Source organism: Phytohabitans kaempferiae (assembly GCF_042433955.1).
Taxonomy (GTDB): Bacteria; Actinomycetota; Actinomycetes; order Mycobacteriales; family Micromonosporaceae; genus Phytohabitans; species Phytohabitans kaempferiae.
In genome coordinates this window covers 26,063-44,751 of record NZ_JBHLUH010000077.1, presented here as the reverse complement: position 1 = coordinate 44,751, position 18,689 = coordinate 26,063, and the positions used below count along the sequence as shown (strand labels likewise).

The 18,689-nt window shown below is 67.8% G+C and carries 18 protein-coding genes, 1 tRNA gene and 1 riboswitch; of the genes, 8 read left to right on the top strand and 11 right to left on the bottom strand.

The window, feature by feature from the left end:
- Positions 1–179: 179 nt before the first annotated feature.
- Entirely contained in the window at positions 180–2,138 is a 1,959-nt protein-coding gene (locus ACFFIA_RS34960) for an N-acetylmuramoyl-L-alanine amidase (RefSeq protein ID WP_377259658.1), read from the bottom strand.
- Between the two features lie 444 nt (positions 2,139–2,582).
- A riboswitch (cyclic di-AMP (ydaO/yuaA leader) is annotated at positions 2,583–2,716 on the top strand.
- Between the two features lie 12 nt (positions 2,717–2,728).
- Here ACFFIA_RS34960 and ACFFIA_RS34955 point away from each other — a divergent pair.
- Entirely contained in the window at positions 2,729–3,700 is a 972-nt protein-coding gene (locus ACFFIA_RS34955) for a C40 family peptidase (protein WP_377259656.1), read from the top strand.
- Between the two features lie 140 nt (positions 3,701–3,840).
- Here ACFFIA_RS34955 and dcd read toward each other — a convergent pair whose 3' ends face one another.
- On the bottom strand, positions 3,841–4,422 hold the full coding sequence (gene dcd / locus ACFFIA_RS34950; protein ID WP_377259653.1) for a dCTP deaminase: 582 nt from the start codon (positions 4,420–4,422) through the stop codon (positions 3,841–3,843).
- Between the two features lie 57 nt (positions 4,423–4,479).
- Here dcd and ACFFIA_RS34945 point away from each other — a divergent pair, with 57 nt between their 5' ends.
- A complete protein-coding gene (locus ACFFIA_RS34945) occupies positions 4,480–5,049 on the top strand; it encodes a pyridoxamine 5'-phosphate oxidase family protein (RefSeq protein WP_377259650.1) in 570 nt (189 codons plus the stop codon).
- Here the strand turns inward: ACFFIA_RS34945 and ACFFIA_RS34940 are convergent.
- On the bottom strand, positions 4,991–6,019 hold the full coding sequence (locus ACFFIA_RS34940) for a zinc metalloprotease (protein ID WP_377259647.1): 1,029 nt from the start codon (positions 6,017–6,019) through the stop codon (positions 4,991–4,993). The genes ACFFIA_RS34945 and ACFFIA_RS34940 overlap by 59 nt on opposite strands.
- Positions 6,020–6,183: 164 nt before the next feature.
- Here ACFFIA_RS34940 and ACFFIA_RS34935 point away from each other — a divergent pair.
- Positions 6,184–6,257: transfer RNA gene (locus ACFFIA_RS34935), tRNA-Gly, on the top strand.
- 92 nt (positions 6,258–6,349) lie between these two features.
- Here the strand turns inward: ACFFIA_RS34935 and ACFFIA_RS34930 are convergent.
- Together ACFFIA_RS34930 and ACFFIA_RS34925 are read right to left on the bottom strand one after the other, a co-directional pair.
- Positions 6,350–7,747 (bottom strand): tyrosine-type recombinase/integrase, encoded by a 1,398-nt coding sequence (locus ACFFIA_RS34930; RefSeq protein ID WP_377259644.1) that lies wholly within the window; start codon positions 7,745–7,747, stop codon positions 6,350–6,352.
- The gene (locus tag ACFFIA_RS34925; protein ID WP_377259641.1) at positions 7,744–8,163 is read right to left on the bottom strand and encodes a hypothetical protein; all 420 of its coding nucleotides are present in this window, start codon (positions 8,161–8,163) and stop codon (positions 7,744–7,746) included. The genes ACFFIA_RS34930 and ACFFIA_RS34925 overlap by 4 nt, the downstream gene beginning before the upstream one ends.
- A 582-nt stretch (positions 8,164–8,745) precedes the next feature.
- Between ACFFIA_RS34925 and ACFFIA_RS34920 the strand changes: the two genes are divergently transcribed.
- A complete protein-coding gene (locus tag ACFFIA_RS34920) occupies positions 8,746–9,300 on the top strand; it encodes an IS1096 element passenger TnpR family protein (protein ID WP_377259638.1) in 555 nt (184 codons plus the stop codon).
- Between the two features lie 16 nt (positions 9,301–9,316).
- Here the strand turns inward: ACFFIA_RS34920 and ACFFIA_RS34915 are convergent, their stop codons facing one another.
- On the bottom strand, positions 9,317–9,646 hold the full coding sequence (locus tag ACFFIA_RS34915; RefSeq protein ID WP_377259635.1) for a hypothetical protein: 330 nt from the start codon (positions 9,644–9,646) through the stop codon (positions 9,317–9,319).
- A 60-nt stretch (positions 9,647–9,706) separates the two neighbouring features.
- Positions 9,707–9,874 (bottom strand): hypothetical protein, encoded by a 168-nt coding sequence (locus tag ACFFIA_RS34910; protein WP_377259632.1) that lies wholly within the window; start codon positions 9,872–9,874, stop codon positions 9,707–9,709.
- A 439-nt stretch (positions 9,875–10,313) separates the two neighbouring features.
- Between ACFFIA_RS34910 and ACFFIA_RS34905 the strand changes: the two genes are divergently transcribed.
- Positions 10,314–10,676, top strand: a complete 363-nt coding sequence (locus ACFFIA_RS34905; RefSeq protein WP_377259629.1) for a hypothetical protein — start codon at positions 10,314–10,316, stop codon at positions 10,674–10,676.
- Positions 10,673–12,118 carry a relaxase/mobilization nuclease domain-containing protein gene (locus ACFFIA_RS34900; RefSeq protein ID WP_377259626.1) on the top strand — a complete coding sequence of 482 codons (1,446 nt, stop codon included), beginning with the start codon at positions 10,673–10,675 and terminating at the stop codon, positions 12,116–12,118. The genes ACFFIA_RS34905 and ACFFIA_RS34900 overlap by 4 nt, the downstream gene beginning before the upstream one ends.
- Before the next feature lie 79 nt (positions 12,119–12,197).
- On the opposite strand, the gene ACFFIA_RS34895 is transcribed toward ACFFIA_RS34900, so the two are convergent.
- From ACFFIA_RS34895 to ACFFIA_RS34880, 4 genes are all read right to left on the bottom strand, one after another.
- Positions 12,198–12,410: a hypothetical protein gene (locus tag ACFFIA_RS34895; protein WP_377259623.1), complete on the bottom strand. Its 213-nt coding sequence runs from the start codon at positions 12,408–12,410 to the stop codon at positions 12,198–12,200.
- Positions 12,407–13,306, bottom strand: coding sequence for a helix-turn-helix domain-containing protein (locus ACFFIA_RS34890; RefSeq protein WP_377259620.1), 900 nt, complete (start codon positions 13,304–13,306; stop codon positions 12,407–12,409). Before ACFFIA_RS34890 ends, ACFFIA_RS34895 begins: the two co-directional genes overlap by 4 nt.
- 20 nt (positions 13,307–13,326) lie before the next feature.
- Complete coding sequence (locus tag ACFFIA_RS34885; RefSeq protein ID WP_377259617.1) at positions 13,327–14,151, bottom strand: helix-turn-helix domain-containing protein; 825 nt, start codon at positions 14,149–14,151, stop codon at positions 13,327–13,329.
- 299 nt (positions 14,152–14,450) lie between these two features.
- On the bottom strand, positions 14,451–15,659 hold the full coding sequence (locus tag ACFFIA_RS34880; RefSeq protein WP_377259614.1) for a helix-turn-helix domain-containing protein: 1,209 nt from the start codon (positions 15,657–15,659) through the stop codon (positions 14,451–14,453).
- A gap of 87 nt (positions 15,660–15,746) precedes the next feature.
- On the opposite strand from ACFFIA_RS34880, the gene ACFFIA_RS34875 reads away from it, so the two are divergent.
- Positions 15,747–16,454, top strand: coding sequence for an HAD family hydrolase (locus tag ACFFIA_RS34875; protein WP_377259611.1), 708 nt, complete (start codon positions 15,747–15,749; stop codon positions 16,452–16,454).
- 307 nt (positions 16,455–16,761) lie between these two features.
- Entirely contained in the window at positions 16,762–18,588 is a 1,827-nt protein-coding gene (locus tag ACFFIA_RS34870; protein WP_377259608.1) for a GmrSD restriction endonuclease domain-containing protein, read from the top strand.
- Positions 18,589–18,689: the final 101 nt, after the last annotated feature.

Genomic DNA, 18,689 nt, shown 5'->3' with positions numbered 1-18,689 from the left:
CATGGTCCGGACCGCCAGTGCGAGCCCCGCGTCAGGGCCCAACGCACCGCGGAGGGTGAGGCTGCGGGAAAGCACCCCCAGAGACGCTCCGCTGCGCTCCACGTCTCCCCGGGGACCCGCGCAGCGGTCTTGACCACGACGGGCATCGCGGTAGCCCAAATCCAGGTTTTGAAGGTGGGTCAGAGGAAGGAGGCGCGTATGTCCACGTCCGCCAGGTCGACGAACATGACGCGGTGTCCAAACTGGACCTGGATGTACCTCTTGTCGCCCCGGATGACTGTCCAGTCGCCCGGTGACGAGCCGTCGAAGGTCACCGCCCGGTAGTACTCGCTCGGCAGCACGTTTCCGACCACGTAACGCTGCCCAGCCGAGAGCGTGTACTGCAAGGGCGTGATCGCCTGGTAGGGCACGCCCTCCGGGTAGGCTGCCTCCTCGGGGTAGGCACGCCCGTACACCGGGATCGTCGCCCTCCCCGCCTTGGGCGTCACCACGAGGCCGGTGGCCCACTTGGCCGTGGGGGCCGAGCGGGGGTTGTGAAACCACGCCTTCTGCCCGAGGTACCAGATCGCCGTCCAGTCGCCCTGGCGGTCGGCCACCGCGTACGTCTGCCCGGCCGAGGCCCGCGCCCCGTGGTCGGAGACGTGCATCGTGGCGTTCTCGCCGCCGGGGCGGAGCCCGATGTCCCTGACCAGCGGCGCGGTGGCGTCCGGCGCGGTGTGCAGGACGACCGCCGACGAGCCGCGCGGCGGGCAGGGCGCGATCGGGTCGCCACCGCACCCCACGAAGGCCGGCTTGTTGGTCGCGAAGTCCGGGTCGATCGTCACCAGCCCGCTCCCCGGCCATCCCGTCGTGCGGAAGGGGGCCTTGAGCAGGTCGAAGTAGTGCGCCCAGTCCCAGTACGGGCCCGGGTCCCAGTGCATCCCCCGCACGGTCGAGGGGACGGTGCCGGGCACGTTGTCGTGGCCGATGATGTGGTTGCGGTCGAGCGGGATGCCCAGCCGCAGCGCGAGGTGCCGCACCAGCTTGGCCGACGTGCGGTACATCGCCTCCGTGTACCACGTGCCCTGCGCCGCGAAGCCCTCGTGCTCGAGGCCGATCGCCTTCGCGTTGACGTACCAGTTGCCGGCGTGCCAGCCGACGTCCTTGGCCTTGACGTGCTGGGCGATGTGGCCGTCGACCGAGCGGAGCGTGTAGTGCCAGCTCACGTACGTGGGGTCGAGCACGAGGTTGACCGACGGCTGGAAGTAGCCCTCGGTGTCGTGGATGACGATGTACTCGATCTTCTGCTGCTGCGGCCGGTTGCCCTTGTCGTGGTTGCCGTAATCGCTGCCGCCCAAGTCCTGGTAGGGCGCGGGGATCCACTCGCACGAGATGTCGGTGGGGCACTCTAGGCCGTCGGGGCGGGCCAGCTCGCGCAGGCCCAGCTTGGCCAGCCAACTGCGGGCGGGGCGCACGTCGCGCGCGGCCAGCGTCACGCGGTGCCCGTCGTCGGTCACCCGGCTCGCGCCGGCCTGGATCGTCGCGAAGACCTCGTCGGCGAAGGCCGCCGCGGCGTCGGCGCTGTCCGCGCCGCTGTACCTGGCCACCGCGCCATACCAGGCCGCGGGGTCGCTCGCGCTCCCCACCGGTCCACCAATGCTTTCCTGGTACGAAGCGAGGAGTGCCGCCCCGCCGGCGATGTTCGCCTCGGGGGCGGTGCGCAGGGCTTCCGCGGAGGCGCCGGTGATCGCCGCGGCGCGGTCGAGCGTCCGCAGCGCCTCCGGAGCCGGTGCCGGCATGCGACCGGAGTCGACCTCGCGGGCCGGGCGGCTGTCGTCGCCGCGCGGGTCCTCCCCGTCGTGGTCGTGGTGGTTGCCGCCGGGCAGTGACACGACGTGTTCGGCGTCGGTGAGGTGCATCGGGCCGTAGCCGCCGCTGGTGCTCGGCGTGCCGGCGTTGGCGTCCCAGCGCGACTCCAGGTAGGAGACGCCGAGCAGGACGCTTTCCGGCACGCCGTACTCGGTGGCGGCGGCCGCGTACTCCCGCTGCCTGGTGTCGCCGCCGGCAGGGCTGGACGCGGGGACAGAGGTGGCCGGCACGAGGGTCGCCGCCCCGACCACCACGGTAGTGAGGGCGATGCGCGCTGTCAGGTTGTGCATCAGGACCTCCGTTCGGGGGATGGGCTCACCCTGGCCCGCCCGCCGATAGGCGTCAATAGATTGCGCGAGATGTGGCGTGCTTGCAAAAAAGCTTCATCCTCCCGCGAGGAGATGTCCGTCTAGCCGCGAATCTCCACAATCGAGCACTCTTGCACAGAATGCACATGACGCGCCGGTGGGCCCGTGAGTTGTCGATCGTGCGACGGGGAGCGATCGGAGTGCCACTAAGTGTGTCCACTGTGAACTCCGAACCGTTCGAATCGGTGGAGGGCCAACCTCTGCGATGTGTTCCCGGCCATTGACCGGGACCGTTTCGATACACGCGGCGCTACCGGTTGGTATACGCAACGAAAGGGTTGTCCACAGCGCTTGCGCGGGCGAATGCGCCGCTCCTACCCTTGGGGATCGTTGAGCCGGAGGTCGGCCTCCCAGCGTGGGAGACCACGGCTCAGCCCGCCGAGTCGGAGTGAAACGAGCCGGGGACCCAAGCACCTCGGGGTGAATCCGCGATAAGCGGTAGGGCGCGCTCTCCCGCCCGAACCCGTCAGCTAACCCGGTAGGCGGCCCAGGGAGAAGGAGTAACGGCTCCGGTGGCACGCTATGCCGCGCGTCGCACCGTAATCACCGCTCTCGTCGCCATCGCGACCGTGCTTTCCACCGGCACTGTGGCACGCGCCCAGCCGACACCTGCCGAGATCGAAAAGCAGATCGACGAGGCGTGGGTCAAGCTCGAGCCGATCGCCGAGAAGCACAACGCGACGCGGCAGGACCTCGCGGTGAAGCGGGAGAAGGCGCAGGCGCTCGCCAAGAAGATCGCCCCCCTCCAACTGCAGATCGACCTCGCGATGGCGAAGGTCGGGGAGTACGCGGCCGAGCAGTACAAGGGCGGCAACTTCTCCGCGCTCAACGCGATCCTCACCACTGGGTCGCCCACGACGTTCGCCAACCAGCTGGAGATACTCGACGTCTTCGCCCGCCGCTCGCAGGCGGACATCCAGCAGGTGGTCGAGCTTCGCGAGCGCTACGCCGCGCAGAAGGAGCCGCTGGATGTGCTCGTCGGGCAGCTGACCGAGGAAGAGGCACAGCTGGCGGCGAAGAAGAAGCAGATCGACACCGAGATCACCAAGCTCGAGAAGATGCGCCTCGACGCGTACGGCGCGGGCGGTGGCGTCGGTGCACTGCGCCCGGCCGCCTGCCCGGTCTCGTACGACGGCAGCGCCGGCACCAAGGCGGCCAAGTTCGCCTGCGCCCAGATCGGCAAGTCGTACGTGTTCGGCTCCGAGGGCCCCAACTCGTACGACTGCTCCGGCCTCACGATGAAGGCCTGGAGCGCGGCGGGCGTCGGCCTGCCCCACAACGCGGCCCGCCAGCGCAACTCGGTGCCGTCGGTGAGCCGGAGCAACCTCAAGGTCGGCGATCTCGTCTTCTACTACAGCGACCTGCATCATGTCGGCATCTATGTCGGCGGTGGCTACATCGTCGACGCGTCCAAGCCGGGCGTGCCGATCAAGATGCGCACGATCAACGCCGCGCCGATCCACAGCTATGGACGACCCGGATAAGCGTTACCCGCCCCCCGTGGCCGCGCCTGTCGCGTGTTTCCCCCGTCACGCGACCCGCACCGGCCAGTAAAAGGAGATGCCCTCCCATCCATCCGGGGTGGGAGGGCGTTTCCTGCCGCTGGTGGGCTCAGGCGCTGTCGTTATCGCGAGGTCGGCCAGGTGCGCCAGTTCTTCCACGCGCGGCTCGGGGTCGGGCCGCGCTGGCCCTGGTAGCGCGAGCCGTAGACGGTCGAGCCGTATGGATGCTCGGCCGGCGACGAGAGCCGGAAGATGCAGAGCTGGCCGATCTTCATGCCCGGCCAGAGCGTGATCGGCAGGTTGGCCACGTTGGACAGCTCGAGCGTCACGTGGCCGCTGAAGCCGGGGTCGATGAAGCCCGCGGTCGAGTGCGTGAGCAACCCCAGCCGCCCCAGGCTCGACTTCCCCTCCAGCCGGCCGGCGAGTTGCTCGCCGAGGGAGATGACCTCCAGCGTCGAGGCCAGCACGAACTCGCCGGGATGCAGCACGAACGGCTCGCCGCTCGGCACCTCGACCTGCGAGGTGAGCTCGTCCTGCTGCACTGACGGGTCGATGTGCGTGTACAGGTGGTTGTTGAACACGCGGAAGAGCCGGTCGAGCCGCACGTCGATGCTCGACGGCTGGACCAGCGCCGGCTCGAACGGGTCGAGCGCCAGGTTGCCCGCCTTGATCTCGATGACGAGGTCACGGTCGGAGAGCAGCATCAACACACCATAGGGGATTCCCACCACGGTCGAACGTATGTTCGATAGAATGCTGCCATGGCATCCTGGTCCGACTTCCGCGCCGACGAGCCCCGCCTGGCGGAGGCTGTCCGCGCCCTCATGCAGCAGTACGGCCCTGGTCTGGGCTACCTGGCGACCGTGCGCGCCGACGGGGGCCCGCGGGTGCATCCGGTTTCGCCGGTGATCACAGACGACGGGCTCTACTGCTTCGTCGTCGACTCGCCCAAGCGGCGTGACCTCGAGCGCGACGGGCGATACGCGCTGCACTCGTTTCCGCCGGAAGACAGCGACGACGAGGCCTACCTCGCCGGCCGCGCGACCGTGGTCACCGACCGCGCCAAGGTCGCCCGCCTGGCCGGCCACCTCCGGGCGGCGCCACAGGTCGACTGGCGGCTGTTCGAGTTTTCGGTCGACGTCGCGATGGTCGCCCGCCACGGCTGCAACGGCGCCACGCCCTTCGCGGTCGAGCCGCCCGCCCGGCCCGCTGTGCAGGTGTGGCTCGACCCGTCCGCGGCGTCGGCCGAGCCCTCAGCCGAGCCCGCGCGCACTATGGTGCACGAAATGCGTCCCAGCCACTCAGCATGCGCGACGCCTGGTCGGGTGTGAACTCGTACATGCAGGCGTCCGTGCTGTAGTCCATGTAGTTGTGGATAGGGTCCTCGCCGGGGTCCTCCGTGCACGTGTCCCGCCCTTCGGGGCAGCCGCGTGCCTGGGATGCCTCGGCGGGCGTGTCGTCGACGAGGTCGCCGTCTTCTGTGCAGCCGTTCTGGAAGGTGTGGAAGAGGTTGAGCCAGTGCCCCACCTCGTGCACAGCGGTGTCGCCCTCGTTGTAAGGGAGTGACGTCCCGCCCGGCAGCGACTCGCCGAGGATGACGACGCCGTCGCTGGCATCCAGGGCCGGCTGGGGGTAGGTCGCCCAGCCGAGGAGGCTGTCGCTGAGGTCGGCGACGTAGATGTTGAGCGTCTCCATGCCGCCGACCCGCAGCGCCGCCTTCATCTCCCGCTCGGCCGCCGACTGGTAGATGATCGGATACCAGGCGGGGTTGACGACCCGGTCGATCCGCACCAGCTCGAAGGCAAACTCGGTCACCGCTCCGTAGGCCGCGTTCAGCACGTCGATCTGCGCCGTGACCATCGAGTCGGGGATGTTGCCCCCTTCACGCGTGGCGTCCGCGGATATCAGGTGCACGATGACCGGGATCGTGACCGTCGCCATGGTCCGCGGCCTGCCCGCCAAGCCTCTTCGCGCGAGCGCCTGCTCGGTGAGGCGCTGCAGCTCCTGGACCTGGTCGGCGGTGAGGTGGTTGGGATCGTGCAGCCCCGCGGCGGCCTGCGGACCCGGCCGCGCCCGGGCCGCGCTGAGCGTGTGGTCGACGTCTGGCCGCGCCTGGGCCGGGCTGAGTCCTGGGGTGATGTCGGGTCGGCTGAGTGCCGGGTCGACGTCGGAGGGCGCCTGGGCCGTGTTCGGCCCTGGGTCGAGGCACTCATCCGCCGTGGTGGCGCGCGACGACGGCGCGGGCGCGCCGACGAGTGCCAGCGCCGCGACGATGGCACCGGCTGATCGCCATGCCCGCATCACCGCTCCTCCCAGCTCGTACGAACGTAGGAGGCACGCTACATCCGATCGACCGACTTGAAAATAGGTGAGAGTGGATGGCTTGCGTGATGCGCGAGGGTGCGGGTGGGTTTGCTGAGGTGCGTGCGCCATCGTTGACCGACCAGGTACAGTGGTCTCCGCTTGCGGGTGTAGTTCAATGGCAGAACATCAGCTTCCCAAGCTGACAGTGCGGGTTCGATTCCCGTCACCCGCTCCAAGGTTTCAGCAGCTCAACGCCCTGATCAACGATCAGTCGGATCTACCAAGTTGGATGTTCGGGGCTGATTGTTGGGGATTTGTGGGGGATCTTCAGCTAGCCTTCTTGATCTTGGGTTCCTCGGCCTTCCTCTTTAGTGGGATGAGGGCGGCGGTCGCTTCGGCGGCCCTCTTGCCGATTGTGCCGATGAGGTGGCCGTAGGTCGAGCGGATGAGTTCGGGCGAGGTGTGCCCGACCCGCATGGCGATGATGGTCTCGGAGACGCCGGCTTCGAGCTGGAGCGAGATGTTCATGTGCCGGAGACCGTGGAGCTTGAGGTGCGAGAGCCCGGCCTCCTTGACCAGCCGGACGAACTTGAGGTGAGTGACCTTCGGGTCGAGCGGGCGTCCGTCTTCGCGGGTGAAGACCAGTGGGCCGCCTTCGTCCGGAGGCGTCGCGTATGCCTTGCCCCACTCGCGCCGTTCCCGGTCCTGGGTCTCCCGCCACTCGCGCAGGACGTTCACCGAGACGTCGTCCAGGTCGACGATCCTGTCTTCGCCGGCGCGGGTCTTTGGCTTGCTGCGGTAGCGGCCGCGCTTGCCTTCCTTCTCGGCTCGGCGGGCGTTGCGGTAGCTCTTGTCGGTGATCTGCCAGGCGACGACGATGCGGCCGTGGTCGAGGTCGACGTCGTCCCACGAGATGCCGCACAGCTCACCGCGGCGCATGCCGGCGAACGCGGCCAGGTGATAGAGCGGGTACAACCGCTGGCCCTCGATCGCGTCGAGGAAGGTGCCGAGCTGCTCGGCCGTCCACACCTTGACCTTGGGCATGACCACCTTGGGTAGCTCGGCGTCCGGCGCGGGATTGCGGGGGATGAGGCCGGCGCGGGTCGCGCTCTTGAGCGCCCCGGACAGCGTGTTGTGGATCCGCCGCATCGTGTGCGGCCCCAGCGTCCTCGGCACCCGCACCAGGCGCGGCACTCGGGGCCGACCGGAGTGCTTCACCTTGTTCTTCGCTTGGGCCTCGGCCCGCCGCTGGGCGTTGATCTCCTCGGCGGCCTTGATCTCGGCGACCCGGTCGCGGCGCATCGCGTCGTAGGCGGCGGTGATGTGCGCCGCGCGTAGCTCGACGAGCTTCATGTGGCCGAGGCGGGGGATGAGGAAGCGGGTGATGCTGTCCTGGTAGTCCTCGACTGTGCCGTCGCGCAGCTCGCCGCGCTCGACGCGGGCGGCCAGCCACTTGGGCAGCCACTCGCCGAGGGTCAGCTTCGGGTCGAGCGGGCGGTTGCCGGCCTTGAACTCGCGCAGCACCTCGGCGCGGGCGTCGAGTGCTTCCCTGGCGGTCTCGAAGCCGCCTTTGACGTCGCGCTGGCGAGTGCCGTCGGGCCCGGGAGGCAGCTCGATCTCGTACTGCCAGCGGTGCTGCGCGCACTTGTCCGGGCCGCATTTGGCGGTGCAGCGCTGGTAGATGCCGGGGATTTTGCGTCCCCGGTAGACGTAGGGTCTGTTCACTTCTTCTCCTCTCGTGGTGTCCTCGGCTCTCTCGGTAGGAGGCCGAGGTTCTTGGCGCGGTGGGACCAGTTCCTGAGCTGGCCGTCAGTGGCGTCGACACCTTGGGCTTGGAGCTGCTCGGCGACGTACCGCCAGGGTTTGCGGGCGGGCAGGCCGCCCTTGGCCTTGGCTTCCCGGTAGAGGGCGGCGACCTCGGCGATAAAGTCGTCGCCCCGCTCGGCCGGTCGCCCTGGGCCGGTCGGCCGTGGCGGGGTCTGCGCTCGTGGCGCGGTCCAAGTGGTGGATGGTCGTGAGGCTTCGATGAACTCACCGATGCGAAGGGAGCGGATCACGGCCGCGGTGAGGACGCCGTCCTTCGCCGCACGCAGCTCCAAGCCGACCGGCTTCGCCGCTCCGTCGACCGTCGCCCAGTGCACCGTAACCCGCCACTCATGCCCGTGGGGGTCCGTGTGCGTTTGGTGTACCGGCCCCAATGTGGCTCCTCTCGCTATCGCCTCCCATCAATATAGCGTAAGTAGCGACAGAGGTGGAGTGGTATATCACATGGGCCCGAAGGTTCGTCGACCCCAAGGGCGGCGAGCACGGAGGCGCGAGTGACGCGCAGGTAGCGGCCGAGACGCAGCACCGGGACGGGAAAGCGGCCCTCGCGGGCCAGGCGGTAGGACTCGTCCCGCCCGACACCGAAGGCGCGTCCCGCGGTCGGGACGTCCACAGTGACCGGCCACGCCCGGATCTCGTCCGGCGTCGGCACGCGCGTACTCATCACGGTTCCTCCCCGCTCTACGGCTAGGTCCTTGGCCGTAGCGTCCGCCGCTGGGGTGGGCGACAGCGCTGCCCCTAGCGCGGGCGGGCCTCACCGGGACGGGGTGTGACCAGCAGGCTGGGGTTGACGGGAGTGCTACGGGCAGCGCACTTCCGCTTCCGCCTCGGGCTGTGGTCGTGGTGTTGCGTAGCCTGTGCTGCGTCGCATCCAGCGCTGGGATGAGGAGTGCGAGCACATGGCCCGTACATGGCTGTCGATCCGGGTGGAGCTGGTCTCCGGCCGTGGCGAGGAGTTCTGGCCGCGTCCTGGTCGCGTCTTCGCGGCGGCCAGGTCGCACTCGTTCGGGCAGCTCGCCGACGCGATCAATGTGTGCTTCGCCCGCTGGGACCTGGCGCACATGCACTCGTTCACCGTCGCCGACGGCACTCAGATCACCCCGCTGGACCTGTGGGACGGCGAGGCGCCGGAGGGCAGCGTGGACAGCGAGAAGGCCAAGCTGAGCCGGCTGGTGGCGGGCGAGCAGTTCGCCTTTGTGTTCGACTTCGGCGACGACTGGTCGCACCTGTGCACTGTGGCCGCCGAGCGCATCGACCCGATCGACGTGCTCGGGCTGCTGGAGCTACCGACCGAGCCGATGCCGTACTTCGGCTGGGGCGACCTTCCCGACCAGTACGGCCGCCGCTGGGACACCGACGATGGCACGTCACCGGTGCCGAAGCGGCCGACCCGCGCGCTTGCCGAGCTGCCGCCGCTGCTGCCCTGGTGGGGCCCACGCCAGCGCGGCCAGTAGCGCGGACCGGCGGTCGTCAGTTCGGCAGCGGCGTCCAGGCGGTGGGATCGTTCAGGTAGAGGCCGCAGGCACAGTCGAGCGCTTCCTCAGGGCTGCCGGCGCGACGCCCGCTAGGAAGGACGGAGTCCTGGTAGGCATCGCGGCTGGCCAGGTAGATGGCGAAGCCCCAGATGCTGGCCGAGCCGCCGTAGCGCAGCCGGAACAGCGGCAGGGTGACGCCATTGGGCAGATGCCCTTCGACATAGGCGAAGTTGCCGCGGTAGCGCACCCGGACCTCGCTCAGTGCAGGCCAGCGCTGCTGAGCATGCCGGGACAGGCACTGACGCAAGCTGGTCTTGGTCGACACCGGTGGCGGCTGGGGCATGGTCCGATACTGCCCGATCCTGCTATTGGGGGACGGCTGCGATCAGCTCAACCGGCGCGACGCGCACAGATCGGTGAGGAACTCGGCCAGGTCCTCATCGGACTCGAACATGCCCGGCACGATTAGCTCGTCGGCTGAGACGAGTGGTCGGACGCCCTGCTCGCGCACCTGCTGCTCGACCGGCACGTGCTCCTCGCCGGATGGCTGCACAGCGACCTCCTCTTATCCGGTCTCAGCCATGCGGTGCCCAGAGGAGGAAGAGCCCAAGCGGAAGTTACTTCCGGCTACTTCCGCTCTTGCGGTCCGAAGCGGAACCGGAAGCGGAAGTGGATCGCACTGAGAGCCCAAGGTCTCCGGAGCGTAGTCCGTCAGCCTCGACGGATCTTGAGTAGCGCGGGAGCAAGTTGGAGTTCGTGTAACACCTCCTGCCGACCGGGCGCGGTCAGCAGGAGGTGTTACGGCGTTGCCGACCGTCGTAGCGGGCGCTACGGGCAGCGCTGCCGCCCACCCCAGGGCCTCACCGTTCTCCGAGGAACGATGCTCGGCGCCGGCAGAGGGACAAGATATGTATGGGCAGGTACCGCAAGGATGGGCGCCAGGCCCCCGACGGCGCGCCGGGCGTGACCGCGCACGCCTGCCGCAGCGCCGGATGCGGCGGATCAACCCGAGCTTCAGCGACGACGAGTACACCGAAGTTCTCACCGCCGCCCGCAGGGCGGGGCTGACACCGACCGGATACTGCGCGGAAGCGGCACTCGTCGCCGCCCGTAACCAGCACACCGTGACAACGCCCGCCGCGACCGAGCACGAGGCCCTGGCCGAGTTGCAGGCCGAGCTGTTCGACGCCCGCACCGCCGTCAACCGGGTAGGTGGCAACCTCAACCAAGCAGTCGCCGCGCTCAACAGCGTCGGCAAGGCGCCCGCCTGGCTGCATTCCGCGGTCGCCACCTGCGTCCGCACAGTCCAAGCGCTGGACGAGGTGGTATCGGCGGTGCACCGGCGGCTGCGATGATCCCCGCTATCCACCCGCGCGGCACGAAGGTCGGCGGCCTGCTGCGCTACCTGTTCGGCCCAGGCAAGCGGGAAGAGCACACCAACCCGCACCTGGTCGCTGCCTGGACCGACGCAGGCCCACTCGCCACCCTGGAACCACCGACCAGAGCCGACGGCAAGCGCGACGTACGCCAGCTAACCGATCTGCTGGAGCAGCCGGTCACCGGCGGCCGCAACCCGCCCCGCCAGACGGTGTGGCACTGCTCGATCCGCACCCATCCCACCGACCGCACCCTGAGCGACAACCAGTGGGCGCACATCGCCGGCGAGGTCATGGCTGCCGTCGGGCTCGCCCCACACGGCGACCACCGCGCCGTTCGCTGGGTCGCCGTACGCCACGCCGACGACCACATCCACCTCGTCGCCACCCTCGTCCGGCAGGACCGGCGCACCGCGTGGGCGTGGAAGGACAAGCTCCGCGCCCAACAAGCCTGCCGGGAGCTGGAGGAACGCTACGGCCTCTACCGAGTCGCCCCACCCGGCGCCGGCTCGCGCGGCTGGCCACGCCCAGCCGAACTCAACAAGACCGCGAGGCTCGGCAGGCGGGCAGCGCCACAGGAACTGCTCCGACGACAGATCCGCACGACCGCCACGACTGCGACCGGCGAGGCCGACTTCTTCGCCCGGCTGGCCGCAGCCGGCGTCGAGGTCAAGCTGCGGCACAGCAGCCGCAACCCCAGCCAGGTGACCGGCTACGCGGTCGGGCTACCTGACCACACCACCGCGGCCGGCGACAGCATTTGGTACGGCGGTGGCCGCCTCGCCGCAGACCTCTCACTGCCCCGGCTCCGTGCCCGATGGGCCAGTTCGCCGAACAGGCCGACGCCGCGCCCACGCAACGCGGCGAGGATCGCGGCGGACGCGTTCCCGCCGCATCCCGGTCTGTACCGGGACACGGCCGACGCCGCCCGCAGCGCTGCCGGACAGATGAACGCCGCTACCGCCACGGACATCGCCGGCGCAGCCGCCGACGTTCTCTCCGCCGCCGCTCATGCCTGGGAGAGTGATCGGGACGGCCCGTTGACTGCGGCGGCCGAGGCGCTGGACCGAGCGGCCTACGAGCAGCAACGGCCTCCACGCGCGCCGAATGTGTCTTACGCCGGGCAACTGCGGTCGATGGCCCGGCTGATCTCCGTCATGGGCGCGGTCAGCGAAGACACGGACACGACCGCCGCGCTGCACCTGATCCTCAACATCGCCGCCATCGCCGAGTACCTGGCCGACATCCGCGAAGCCCAGCAGCGACTGCACCAATCCCAGGCCGCCCGGGCGGCAGCTTCGCTCCTGAGCCGGTACGCCCCGCCGGCCCGCGTCGGCCGGAGCGCGCCCAGCACGAGCCGCAGCTACGTGCGGCCCGACCACTATGTGGCACCAACGCGGTCCGATCGACGCGCACGGTAGCCAGGCCTGTCGATCACCGTGCGGGGCATTGCTTGCCACGCCTGCCGCCCACCCGATCCGGTGGGCGGCAGGCTCGGACTCATCCTCCGTGGCCGTCCGCGTCGAGGGCTCCCGTCGTGTGGGTGAGGCCGGCGAGGAAGGCGCGGTAGTCACCGAACAGCAGCTCTGCCAGGTCCTCGCACTGGGACGGGTCGATGGCGATGGCGTGCTTGTCCGCGTATGCCGCGATCCGCTGCGCGCCCACGGTGACCGCGGTCCGCGACGCCTCGCTGTTGAACGGGATCATCTTCATGCGGAGACCTCCTGCTTGTTGGTGGTGCCTGCGGCGTTGGTGATGAGGTCGAAGGAGCTCATCTGGTCCAGCGCGATCTCGCGAAGCTGCTGGAACGCGGTCACGTATCGCTTGGCGGCGGCCGCTTCGACTATCAGCCGACCGCCGAGGTGGTGGACCAGCGCGATGGGCGGGTACGGCCGCTGCATCTCGCACACCGTGAAGGCCCCAGCGATGCCCGGATGCCAGCCGACGCGGGCGGGCAGGACACGGACCTTGACGTGTGGCCGCTGCTCGACCAGCCGAACCAGGTGCTGCATCTGTTGCTCCAGCACCACGCGGCCACCGACAGGACGGTGCAGGACCGACTCCTCGATCAGGATCTCGAGCCGGGTTGCTGGCTTCTTGTCCTCCAACGCCTGCTGCCGCTCGATCCGCTGGCGTACGAGCCTGTCCACCACCATCGGTTGGAGTCCCGTGCGCCCGAGGGTCGCTTCGGCGTAGTCGCGACTCTGCACCACCTCGGGGAGCAATGTGTTGGCGTAGATGCACAACTCCGCCGCGCGATCCTGAAGCCACCAGTCGTCCACAGGCATTCCGCCGGTGCTCACGGAAGCGTCGTTGCGGTCGTCGGTGGGCTGCCACTCGTTGATCCGCCACGCCTGCTGAGCCATGTCGACCAAGGCAGCGCGCTGCGCATCGTCGAATACCCCGTAGACGTCCAGCAGAGCGACTACATGGTCGCGGCGGAACGGCCACTCTGCTCGCTCATAGCGCGCGAGCGTGGAGAACTCCACGCCCAGGTACGCGGCGATGTACTTGAGCGTCAGCCCGCGATCCTCCCGCAACTGCCGCATCCGGTCGCCCAGAAACTGGGAGCGTACCGTCTGGACGAACTGTTTTCGCTCCGTCGGCATCGTGCGACACCATCCCTTCGTCAATTCCTCGAATGCACGGACATTTGTTCAACCAGCTCGGCGATCAGCTGAGCCGAATCCGCCGCCGGTAAAGTCGCTGCCCACAGCCGGTCGAACGCATCCGCGTACCAGCCGGCGGCCGCGCCGTCCTCGATGGCGACGCCATCCCGACGCTGGCTACACGCCGCGATCGGGAGAAACGTCTGAGGCAGGTCGAAGACGGTGAATGAGCTGTCCATGCCCAGCAGGTAGCCGGCCTCCGTGGGCAGCACCCCCACCTCAATCGAACCGGCACGCCCAACGGCTGCCAGGTGTTCGAGCTGGGCGCAGAGCGTGTCGACTGCGGCACCGACCCGGCGGTGCAGCGCGATCTCCGCGATTACCGCCCGCAATGGCGTACGGCCAAGGACTTGCTGGCGCCGTTTTGACGCCTGCATCCACCAGGTCAGGTGCTCTTCCGGCAAGGTGGGACCGTGTTCACGGCGGACCACTGCCTCCGCGTAGCCAGCCGTGCGCAAGAGATCGGGAACGACAGCCGCGCTGTAGCACCGGATCCGTTCAGCGGCCGACTCCAGCCACAGACTGTCCAACATCGACACGCCCAGCGCCGGAGCGTCGAAGTGGTCCTCCCACTGTGGCAGCCGAAAGGCGTCCCGCGCCAAGCCGACGAGGTGTTCACGCTCGGCGTGTTCGTATACCCCGTAAAGATCCAGTAGCGTGGTGAGACGGTTTTGGTGAAAGGTCCGTGTTCCATACTCAAGATCTTTTACCTCGGAGTAGTCCACCCCGAGTTGCTCGGCCGTGAACCGGCGGGTGAGCCCTCGATCTTCGCGCAACGCCCGCATCCGCGTGCCCAGGAGACGGGCCCGCAACGAAGGGACGGGCTGTTCTTTTCTGGTTGGCACCCGGCACCTGCCATTTCGGCGACCAATTGGACGCATGCCTCCTTGGACGCCCGGCCGGATGGAGGCACGTGTCACGTCCGGCCGGGGCCTTCTCCAACGCACCGGGCCGAACGACGTGGGACCCATACCGCACGCCTTGTCGTCTCGGTGCCAGCACGGACGCTATGGCGTTCAAAGAGGCTGTTGGCTCACGCCGGGTGAAGGACACACCTGGTGTACCAAGAGGGCGAGGAACCCGCTTACGCTGGCAAGCTTGCCGCTTCAAGAAGCGGTCGAAGCTCTGCATGAACAGCGGGCTTGGCCCGGTTCCTGAGCTGGGTGAGCGTCCCACGGACGATGGAGCTGTAGCGCAACTCCTCTGGGGACTCGCGATGGATTCGCTGAATCATGTGTACGGCTGCGACATCGTTTCGCTTATGCAGGTAGCAGCGGGCGGCATCCAGATGGAACGTGAGCCGCCGTTCGACTGCTGAGGTCTGCTGGACGTCGGTGTGCTCGACCAAATGGAGCGCGTCGCCAAGGCGTCCAAGCTCGACAGCGGTTGAGACCCGGTGCAGCGCGACGTTCGTCGGCCCGAACACCATGCGGAAGTGGTTGGTTTCGCCCGTCTTCGCCGCAACCGTTCCGGCGACGCCCAGGAGCTGCTGCGCCTCGCCGGTGTTGTCATCGCGGGCAGCCTCGGTCGCACCTAGGAGGTGGAGTCCACCGAATACGGCCAAGCGCTTCGCGGACGGCCGGTCCAATCGAGGCTTCAGCTCCGCGATCGCCTGGTGCACGACCGCGCGCGAGTGCTCGGTCTTGCCCTGTGCCGACAAGATCATGGCGAGGTTCCATGCCGCAGCGCCAGCGAGGTCCGGATCATCGGCATCTAGCGCACTCGACACCGCTCGATCGGCGGCCACAATGGACAGCTCGTACTCGCCGACACGCTTGGTCCAGGTCCGGGTGAGTTGATACAAGGTGCTGGCAAGTCGCAGAGCCTCGCGCCGTTGACGGCCTTCGAGCCCACACACAGCGCTCTGAGCATGCCGGAGCAGTTCAGGAAGCTGCTGGCCCACCGCGTCATAGCGAAAGGCCGACGGTGCCTGCCAGGTCCGCCAGGCGTGTTCGATACAACGTGTCAAATCCGCAAGGTCTACCGGTTCCGCAACACTTCGCCCGCGGTCCATGAGCGCGGCGTACACGGCGTTGGCCGAGGGGTGCCCGCGGCGGCCGTCCGGCATGAGGGCCAGGGGAACTCCGGTCAGCTCCCGCAGATCCTTGATGCGTAGCGCCTGTGCAAAGAGGACGAGCAGGGAAAACCGGGTGACGAGCCGATCGCCGGACTCGATCTTCTTCATCATGGATAGAGATATGCCGACCAGGCCCGCAAGTTCTTCCTGGGTCAGTCCACAGCGGCCCCTGTGGCTGGCGATCCGTTGGCCTATCGCCCACTCCTGGCTCTCCACGCCACACCACCTTCACGCATCCACACGAAAACGCGGCCAAGTGCTGCTCTTGGTGAGAGGCTACGCCCGCCGTGGAAGACTCGGGCAATGGCCACTCACCCAGTCGGGCGCCGCTTGGTGCTATGGGACATCGACCACACACTGATCGAAACGCGCGGACTCGGTACGCAGCTCTATCGACAGGCATTCGAGGTGGTAGCCGGCCGACCGTTGGAGCACGTGGTAGAGCCCACCGGGCGCACCGAGCTGGCGATCTTCGCTGAGACCCTGGAACGGCACGGCATCGAGTCGAGCGCCAACCTCGAACGGCAGTACGCGGCGGAACTGGTGCGGCAGTACGAGTCTCACATCGATGAACTCTGCAGCCAAGGCCGGATACTGCCCGGCGCGGCTGATGTGCTCGTTGCCCTGGCCGAGCTGCCATGGCCGGTCCAGACCGTGCTGACCGGCAACCTCCGGGGCGTGGCTGTCGTGAAGCTGCGCGCGTTCGGCTTGGGCCAGCACATCGACTTTGACGCCGGCGCCTACGGGGAGGACGACTCTGAGCGGGCGAGGCTGGTGCCCGTCGCTCAGGAGCGTGCTGGAGCGCGATACGGGACGGCTTTCACGCGGGACAACACGGTCGTCGTGGGTGACACAGCCAACGACGTGCGCGCGGCGCACGACGGCGGAGCGGCGATCGTGGGCGTAGCGACTGGCCGCGACAGCGCAGACGAGCTACGGGACGCTGGAGCGGAACTCGTAGTGCCTGACCTCACCGACCTGAACCGCATACTCGCTGGCCTAATGCGATGAGACGGTAGGTGCCGTCAGCCCGCAGATCGGTTAGCGCCGCCGTGGTGACGCGCCCTGTCGATGGTGCAGCGCCCTCGGCTGGCCGACCGGTGCGGATACCGGTGGGCGAGTGTCGCGTAGTACTTTGACACCACCGCGCCTACCGGATCGCCCTCTATGGAAGCTCGTCGGCGCATGCCCGAGCCGTCCACTCGGACACGCTTTTCCACCGATCGTGGGCTATGTCGCAGGTAGATCTCGGACGAGGCTAACTGGGGACATCCATTGACTGGATTGGGTGGTAGCTGTGCCTTTCGATAGTCCGGACATGAACCTCGGCGTGCTGATGGCGGACGTTGAAGCAGGAAAGGTGCAGTTGCCCGACTTCCAGCGAGAGTGGAAGTGGGAAGATCCGCGGATCGCGAGCCTGCTTGCCACTGTCTCGCTCGGATACCCCATCGGTGTGGTGATGATGTTGGAGACCGGTGGGCCTGACGTCAACCTGGCGCCCAAATTGATCTCTGGCGTTCCCGAGGCCGGCACCGTTTCGCCGGAGCAGCTCCTGCTTGATGGCCAGCAGCGACTTACCTCCCTCTACCAGGCGGTGAGGGCGCAACGGCCGGTCAACACGTTCGACCCGCGCGGCAAGAAGCTGCAGCGGTGGTACCTGATCGACATCGAGAAGGCCCTCGGTGACGACGGGGATCGCGAAGAAGCCATCATCTCGGTCCCGCCGGACTTGAAGCTGCGCGACGACTTCGGTCGGACGGTCACTGCCGACTACTCGACGACTGAGCTGCAGTGCAAGAACGATGTCTTCCCGCTCTGGCTCGCCTTCGACATGCCGAAGATCTTCGAGTGGAACACGCAGTACGTCGGTGGCGACCCGACGCGGGCAGCTCGGTGGAATGAGTTCTTCCAGCGTGTGCTCAACAACATCATCAGCTACACCGTGCCGGTGATCGTGCTGAAGAAGTCCACACCGAAGGAGGCGGTCTGCACGGTCTTCGAGAAGGTCAACACCGGCGGAGTGCCGCTGAACGTCTTCGAGTTGCTCACTGCCACGTTCGCCGGCGACAAGGCATTTCCAGACTTCCGGCTCAACGATGACTGGCACGAGCGCAAGAAGCGCCTGGACACCAAGCCTGTCCTGCGTGGTGTGGAGAACACTGACTTCCTACAGGCCGTGTCGCTGGTGACGACGTACGCGCGGCGCATGGACCACCTCGCGCAGGGCAGAGACGCGGCTCAGGCGCCAGGCGTGTCCTGCAAGCGGCGAGACATCCTGCGACTCAAGTTGGCCGACTACATCGAGTATTCCCCGAGGGTGGAGGCTGGCCTCCTGTGGGCGGCTGGCTTCCTGGCTCAGCAGCACGTCTTCAAGTCCGCGGACGTGCCGTATCGTTCGCAGTTGGTGCCACTCGCGGCCATCAAAGCGATGCTTGGGCCTGATGCTGACACTCACTCGTGGGGCGCAAAGCTACGCCGCTGGTACTGGTCCGGCGTGCTCGGTGAGCTGTACGGCGGTTCGACCGAGACCCGGTTTGCCCGAGACCTGGAGCAGGTCGTGGCGTGGATCCGCGACAGCGGGCCGGAGCCGGGGACGGTATCGGAGGCAAGCTTCCAATCGTCGCGTCTCTTGACTTTGCGCACCCGCAACAGCGCTGCCTACAAGGGCATCTACGCCCTCCTCATGCGGGAGGGCTGCATGGACTGGATCTACCAGCAACAACTCAACATAGCGAGCTTCCTCGAACTTAACGTGGATATCCACCACATCTTTCCAAAGGCGTGGTGTGATCGCGTGAAGGTGGACCGCGCCAAGCGCGAGTCGATTGTCAACAAGACCGCTCTGTCCGCCAAAACCAACCGGAGAATCGGCGGCAGATCGCCGGCTGACTACGTGACGAAGATCGAGGCTGCTGCCGGCATCAGCGGAAGGGACCTGGACGCAATCCTCGCCACACACCTTGTAGATCCCGCCGCGCTGCGAGCCGCCGACTTCGAGGCATTCTTCGCCGCTCGACGTGAACACCTGTTGGCGCTGATTGGCGAGGCGATGGGCAAGAAGGTCATGGATGCGGAGGCGGAGAGCCCGGCCGCGTTCGAGGACGAGGCCGAAGACCCGACCGACAGTGAACTCGTCGATGCTTGAGTCGGCATGGTGCGATCTTCTGTCCGGAACTATGCAGCCAAATGGGCGTGCTGGAGATCAGCAACGGTCGGTAGCCTGATGACTCTCGGCGTGTAGGGACG

Excerpts from the sequence above, each read along its gene's own strand:
- ACFFIA_RS34960 (WP_377259658.1), bottom strand. The coding sequence starts at position 2,138 with ATGCACAACCTGACAGCGCGCATCGCCCTCACTACCGTGGTGGTCGGG.
- dcd (WP_377259653.1), bottom strand. The coding sequence starts at position 4,422 with ATGCTGCTCTCCGACCGTGACCTCGTCATCGAGATCAAGGCGGGCAAC.
- ACFFIA_RS34945 (WP_377259650.1), top strand. The coding sequence starts at position 4,480 with ATGGCATCCTGGTCCGACTTCCGCGCCGACGAGCCCCGCCTGGCGGAG.
- ACFFIA_RS34940 (WP_377259647.1), bottom strand. The coding sequence starts at position 6,019 with ATGCGGGCATGGCGATCAGCCGGTGCCATCGTCGCGGCGCTGGCACTC.
- ACFFIA_RS34920 (WP_377259638.1), top strand. The coding sequence starts at position 8,746 with ATGGCCCGTACATGGCTGTCGATCCGGGTGGAGCTGGTCTCCGGCCGT.
- ACFFIA_RS34905 (WP_377259629.1), top strand. The coding sequence starts at position 10,314 with ATGCGGCGGATCAACCCGAGCTTCAGCGACGACGAGTACACCGAAGTT.
- ACFFIA_RS34900 (WP_377259626.1), top strand. The coding sequence starts at position 10,673 with ATGATCCCCGCTATCCACCCGCGCGGCACGAAGGTCGGCGGCCTGCTG.
- ACFFIA_RS34895 (WP_377259623.1), bottom strand. The coding sequence starts at position 12,410 with ATGAAGATGATCCCGTTCAACAGCGAGGCGTCGCGGACCGCGGTCACC.
- ACFFIA_RS34890 (WP_377259620.1), bottom strand. The coding sequence starts at position 13,306 with ATGCCGACGGAGCGAAAACAGTTCGTCCAGACGGTACGCTCCCAGTTT.
- ACFFIA_RS34885 (WP_377259617.1), bottom strand. The coding sequence starts at position 14,151 with ATGCGGGCGTTGCGCGAAGATCGAGGGCTCACCCGCCGGTTCACGGCC.
- ACFFIA_RS34875 (WP_377259611.1), top strand. The coding sequence starts at position 15,747 with ATGGCCACTCACCCAGTCGGGCGCCGCTTGGTGCTATGGGACATCGAC.
- ACFFIA_RS34870 (WP_377259608.1), top strand. The coding sequence starts at position 16,762 with ATGAACCTCGGCGTGCTGATGGCGGACGTTGAAGCAGGAAAGGTGCAG.